Source organism: Oscillibacter sp. KLE 1728 (assembly GCF_934833455.1).
Lineage (GTDB): Bacteria > Bacillota > Clostridia > Oscillospirales > Oscillospiraceae > Oscillibacter > Oscillibacter welbionis.
Genome location: NZ_CAKVVF010000108.1, coordinates 1 through 5,647 on the forward strand (window position 1 = coordinate 1; position 5,647 = coordinate 5,647).

A 5,647-nucleotide genomic window follows, 5' to 3' on the forward strand; every position below is an offset into this window, starting at 1 on the left:
TGCCGGTGCCGTCGATCATGATGGGGCTCATGGAAACGGTGGTGGGGATGCCGTAGGGCTCCGTGGTCTTGGAAACAAATTTCATCATCACCATGGGACCGATGGCGAACACCTCATCATACTGGTTGCCAGCGTCAATCAGCTCCTTCAGCGCCTCGGTGACAACGCCCTTCTGGCCATAGGAGCCGTCGTCGGTGCAGACCTTCAGTACGCTGCTTGCGGCCCGGAACTCATCCTCCAGGATCACCAGATCCTTGTTCTTGAAGCCGATGACGGCGTGGACCTCGGCCCCGCAGTCGTGGAACTTCTTCAGCACGGGATACGCGATGGCGCAGCCGACACCGCCGCCCACCACGCAGACCTTCTTCTTGCCCTCGGTCTCGGTGGCCTTGCCCAGGGGGCCCACAAAGTCCTGGAGGCTGTCGCCCTCTTTCATGCGGCTCAGCTTTTCCGTGGTGGCGCCCACGGTTTGGACGATGATGGTGACGGTGCCCTTCTCCGGGTTATAGTCGTTGATCGTTATGGGGATTCGCTCGCCGTTCTCATCCACGCGCAGGATGATGAACTGGCCCGGCTGGGCCTTCTTGGCGACCAGGGGTGCCTCGATCTCATACAGGGTGACGGTGGGACGGAGGGCCTCTTTTCTCACGATACGATACATAGTGTTCCTTCTTTCCCGAATGATCGAATTTTGGTATTTGCGGCGATGTATCCTTCGACACGACACATTGTCTATACTTTAACACAACCCCCGAAAGCAGTCAATCCGTTTTTGCGGGGATTCTGCGAAAAAAATAACAAACTTTCCAGCGCCCCTTCTGGCCGGTCAATCATCCTGTACAAAGGGTGATGCGCCGCCCCTCGGACCGGAGGACGCCCTCCTCCTTCAATCGCTTCAGCTCCCGCATCATGGCGCTGCGGTCCGTGGCGATGTAATCCGCCAGCATACTCAGGGAGAAGGGCAGCTGGAAGGTCCGGCTCCCCTCCTTCTCCGCCAGCTGGTTGAAGTAGCACAGGAGCTTTTCCCGGATGGACCGGCGGGAGAGAACGTCCACCCGCTCGGACAGGGCCTGGGCCTTGTCTGAGATCAGCCGCAGCATATTCTGCACCAGCAGGCTGTGATGGGTGCAGGCCCGCTCACACCGCTTCAGAATATGAGGATAGTCGATGAACACCACGTCGCAGGCCGTGCGGCAGACCACTTCCAAGCTGTCCCGGCCGGAGGTGGAAAACGCCAGGCTCTTGCCGAACACACCGCCGGGGCCCAGCTCCTCCAGCACAGTGGCGACTCCCTCCTCGTCGATGCGGATCAGGGATGCCTCCCCCCGCTCCACCACGCCTACGGCGTTGCCAGCCGGGCCGGAGAAGTCGTAGATCACCTCGTCCACCCGATAGCTCCGCTGCACCGCCTGAAAGCAGTCCAGCATCTGCTGGTAATTCTCGTACCCGATGTCCTGAAACAAGGGGCTCTTTTTCAGTTCCTGTGGGGTCAACATCGCGGCCGCTCCCTTCTGTTGCATATATCACATTTTATAATAACAGCCTCTGTCGAAAAAGTAAAGACCGTTCTCCGGCAGATTTCATAGATTATTCACCAATTCCCCAGGCATTTCCTGTATACTTTTTTCAGAAGGCCGGAAAGGCCGAATACGGGCGGGCCCCCGCCCTTAGAAATGAGGCAGCAAAGTGAACATAGCTTATTTTCTGCTCCCGAAGCACAGCGTCGCCTATCTGTACGATGACTGCACCTTCCGTCAGGGACTGGAAAAGATGCGGCACCACGGCTATACCGCCATCCCCGTCATCAGCCGGGATGGGAAATATGTCGGTACAGTCAGTGAGGGGGATTTCCTCTGGCAGCTCCTGTCCAAGGACTGCGAGACCTTGACTGCCTACTCCATGAAGGACATGGAGCGGCTGCAGGTCCGGGACATTCTGCGGGGCAACAGCTATCCTCCCGTCCGGATCACCGTCACCATGGAAGAGCTCCTCCACAGCGCCATGAACCAGAACTTCATCCCTGTGGTGGACGACCTGGGGAACTTCACCGGGATCGTCACCCGAAAAGACATCATCCGCTACTTTGCGGAGCAGAAGGATGCGGCGGAGCCGCTGCCTTTGCGGAAGATCGTATAAACCGACCGGGAGACGGCGGGGCACTGCCCCGCCGCCTTTTTTCTCCCCCGCTTTTATCCCATCATATCATCCAGGGAGTATTTGCGCACCTGGCCTGGCGGGCCCCCGTCCCGGGTGGCCACTCCCGCCACATAGCCCGGAAAGGTGTCCAGAAAATAGAATCGCTCCCCAGGCTGGAGCGGGGTCTCCGACGCCAGCATGGTCCCCACGCCGGCGCCGCTGCGCTTGGCCCGGGCCTCCCGCCGGACCCAGCTCTGGAAGAAGGCCCGTTCCGTGGTCACATCCGCCAGACGCCGCATGGCCCGCTCGCTCACCGGCCGGATGTGCTCGATATCCACCCCCACCGGCTCCCCGGACAGGGCCACCAGCACCGCGCCGGTGGTGTGGCTCAGATTGAAGTGGACCTCTGGGAAATCCGGGAAGTAGGGCTTGCCCAGAGAGGTGAGCCGGATAGGCGGAAGCTCCCGCCAGCGGTACTGCTCCCACAAGGCATGGCGTAGAATGAGATAGGCGCACAGGGGCTCCCGCCGCTTTTCCGACTGCTTGATCCGCAGCAGCCGCTCCTGCCGCTCCGGGGGCAGCAGGGGCAGCATGGCCTCCGTCTCCCGCTCCGTCAGCGGGCGCTCCAACCGGGCCGCCCAAAGCTCGATGGACATCTCACGCCTCCTCTCCGCCGCTTCGACGCTTTTCTACCATTTTACGCAGGCCGCGGCAGTCTGTAAACCCACTGGGCAAAAACTTTTTGAAAAAATCCAGCAAAAAAAGAGGAAATCCCAAAAGAACGGGGTATATCTAAAATGTCTCGTTTTGGGTACGCCCTCGCTTTCGGGTATGACCCTCGGGAAATCTGGCAACACTCACCGAAAGGAGGAGACCTTGACATGCCCTTTCCCCAGAGCTTTCTGGACGAGCTGATGGCCCGGAGTGACATCGTGGACGTGGTGGGCAGCTATGTGCAGCTGACCCGAAAGGGCGCGAATCTCTTTGGTCTGTGTCCCTTCCACAGTGAGAAGACCGGCTCCTTCTCCGTCTCTCCGGACAAACAGATCTACTACTGCTTCGGCTGCAAGCGGGGCGGCGGCGTTATCAACTTCATCATGGAGGAGGAGAATCTCTCCTTCCCGGATGCGGTGCGCTTTCTGGCCAAACGGGCGGGGATGGAGGTGCCGGAGGAGGACGGCGACCGGGAGGCGGGCCGCAGGCGCCAGCGTCTGCTGGACCTGAACCGGGACGCGGCCCGGTTCTACTATCAGATGCTCCAACAGCCGGAGGGGCGGGCGGTGCAGGAATATCTGGACCGGCGGAAAATTCGCAGGGCCACGGCAGTGAACTTCGGTCTGGGAGCCTCTTTGGATGCCTGGGACGCGCTGATCCTGGCCATGACGAAGAAGGGCTATACGAAGTCGGAGCTGCTGGAGGCAGGCCTGGCGGTGCAGAACCGGAACGGCGGCCTGTACGACAAGTTCCGCAACCGGCTCATCTTTCCTGTCATCGATGTGCGGGGAGACGTGGTGGCCTTCGGCGGCCGGGTCCTGGACAAGTCTGAGCCCAAGTACATGAACTCCCAGGAGACACCGGTGTACTCCAAACGGCGGGTTCTGTACGGACTGAATCTGGCCAAGAAATCCAAGCGGTCCAACATCATCCTCTGCGAGGGCAACATCGACGTGGTGACGCTCCACCAAGCGGGATTCGACAACGCAGTGGCCTCCATGGGGACGGCTTTGACAGTGGAGCAGACACGGCTCCTCAGCCGGTTCACGAAGGAGCTGGTGCTGTGCTACGACAATGACAACGCCGGCAAGATCGCCACGGAGCGGGCGCTGGAGATCCTGAACAACTCGGAGTTTTCGGTCAAGGTCCTTCAGCTGCCCCGGCGGCGGACGGAGGATGGCGAACTGGTAAAGCAGGACGCCGACGACTTCATCAAGCTCCAGGGAAAAGACGCCTTCGAGGCGCTGCTGACCGGCAGTGAGAACGGCATCGAGTTCCGCATGGCCCAGGTGGCGGGTAAGTACGACCTCTCCAGTGACGAGGCCCGTGTGGCCTACTGTGAGGAGGTCAGCGCCCTGCTGGCCGCACTTGCCAATCCGGTAGAGCGGGAGATCTACACCACCCGGGCCGCAGAGACCGCCAAGATCACGCCGGAGGCCATGAGGCTGGAGGTCCAGCGGGCCTTCAAACGCCGCCTCTCCCGGGAGAAGCGGCAGGAGCTGCGGCGGGACCTGAACCCGGCGGTCCAGCTCCAGCCCAAGGAGCGGGAGCTGCGATACGACAACATCCGCTCCGCCCGGGCGGAGGAGGGCATCCTGCGGCTGCTGATCCGGGACGAGAGCCTGTTCCCGGAGGAGCCGCCCCTGCGGGAGGAGCAGTTCTCCTCCCCACTGCTGGGCCGTGCCTTTACCACGCTGTGGCAGGCCAAGGCGGCAGGACGCGTCCCCTCCCTGGCGGCCCAGGCGGAGTTCTTCTCCCAGGAGGAGATGAACCATCTCACCGGCGTCTGCCAGCAGCCGGAGTCTCTGCGAAACGGACAACAGGCGCTGGCGGACTACATACGCATCGTACAGACGGAGGCCGAGAAGCGGCTGGGGGGCGGGACTGCCGACCCGCTGCTGGCGGCCACAGAAAAATACAAAGACAAAAAGGGTACTGGAGGAAAGCAGCATGGCAAATGAGTTTGAGTTGAGCCCCAAGGAGCTGAAGAGACAGGCAGACGCGCTCCTGGCGGCCGCAGATGCGGCGGAGAAGGCCGCGGAGAGGGAGCCGGCTGCAAAGTCTGCCAAAAAGTCCACCCGGAAAAAGGGGGAGGAGACGGCCCAGGAGGCCCCCGCCGTCATGACGGACGAGGAGGCCCGGAAGGCCGGCATCCTCCGGCTGGACGACAAGCAGGTGGCTGCGCTGCCCGCAGCCTCCTGGCTGATGAACAACGAAAAACTGCGGGAACTGCTGGCCCGCGGTAAGAAGAAGGGCAAGTTGGACTCCGCAGATCTGATGGACGCGGTGGATGACCTGAATCTGGAGAGCGATCAGATGGATCAGCTCTACGACTCCCTGGAGGCGCTGAACATCGACATCAGCGCCGACGATGCCCTGTTGGCGGACCTGCCGGATGACGAGCCCGCCGCAGAGGAGATCGCCGATGTGGAGGAAGAGGAGCTGGTGGATCCCAACACTCTGGTGAACAGCTTCTCCATCGACGATCCTGTCCGTATGTATCTGAAAGAGATCGGCAAGGTGCCCCTGTTGTCCCCGGATGAGGAGATCGACCTGGCCCAGGCCATGGGCGCGGGCAACGAGGCCGACCGGAAGCTGGCGGAGATCGACCGGCTCCGGAAGGAGGGGCAGGAGATCCCCTACTCCCAGGAGGAGATCGCCGCCTGGAAGTCCGCCCACGCCAAGGGTGAGACCGCCAAGCAGAAGCTGGCGGAGGCCAACCTCCGCCTGGTGGTGTCCATCGCCAAGCGGTACGTGGGCAGGGGCATGCTGTTCCTGGATCTGATCCAGGAGGGCA

The 5,647-nt window shown here is 61.6% G+C and carries 6 protein-coding genes; 3 read left to right on the top strand and 3 right to left on the bottom strand.

Going from position 1 to position 5,647, the window contains the following annotated elements:
• A partial coding sequence (locus QVE23_RS10090) for a sulfide/dihydroorotate dehydrogenase-like FAD/NAD-binding protein (RefSeq protein WP_287968130.1) occupies positions 1-661 on the bottom strand: 661 nt, incomplete at its 3' end.
• A 169-nt stretch (positions 662-830) separates the two neighbouring features.
• The gene (locus QVE23_RS10095; protein ID WP_025545017.1) at positions 831-1,496 is read right to left on the bottom strand and encodes a Crp/Fnr family transcriptional regulator; all 666 of its coding nucleotides are present in this window, start codon (positions 1,494-1,496) and stop codon (positions 831-833) included.
• Positions 1,497-1,686: 190 nt separating this feature from the next.
• On the opposite strand from QVE23_RS10095, the gene QVE23_RS10100 reads away from it, so the two are divergent.
• On the top strand, positions 1,687-2,136 hold the full coding sequence (locus QVE23_RS10100; protein ID WP_021749439.1) for a CBS domain-containing protein: 450 nt from the start codon (positions 1,687-1,689) through the stop codon (positions 2,134-2,136).
• 53 nt (positions 2,137-2,189) lie between these two features.
• On the opposite strand, the gene QVE23_RS10105 is transcribed toward QVE23_RS10100, so the two are convergent.
• Positions 2,190-2,792: a 4'-phosphopantetheinyl transferase family protein gene (locus QVE23_RS10105; RefSeq protein WP_021749438.1), complete on the bottom strand. Its 603-nt coding sequence runs from the start codon at positions 2,790-2,792 to the stop codon at positions 2,190-2,192.
• A 225-nt stretch (positions 2,793-3,017) separates the two neighbouring features.
• Here QVE23_RS10105 and dnaG point away from each other — a divergent pair, with 225 nt between their 5' ends.
• Positions 3,018-4,811 carry a DNA primase gene (dnaG, locus tag QVE23_RS10110; RefSeq protein ID WP_273482544.1) on the top strand — a complete coding sequence of 598 codons (1,794 nt, stop codon included), beginning with the start codon at positions 3,018-3,020 and terminating at the stop codon, positions 4,809-4,811.
• A partial coding sequence (locus QVE23_RS10115; protein WP_287968132.1) for a sigma-70 factor domain-containing protein occupies positions 4,801-5,647 on the top strand: 847 nt, incomplete at its 3' end. The genes dnaG and QVE23_RS10115, both read left to right, overlap by 11 nt.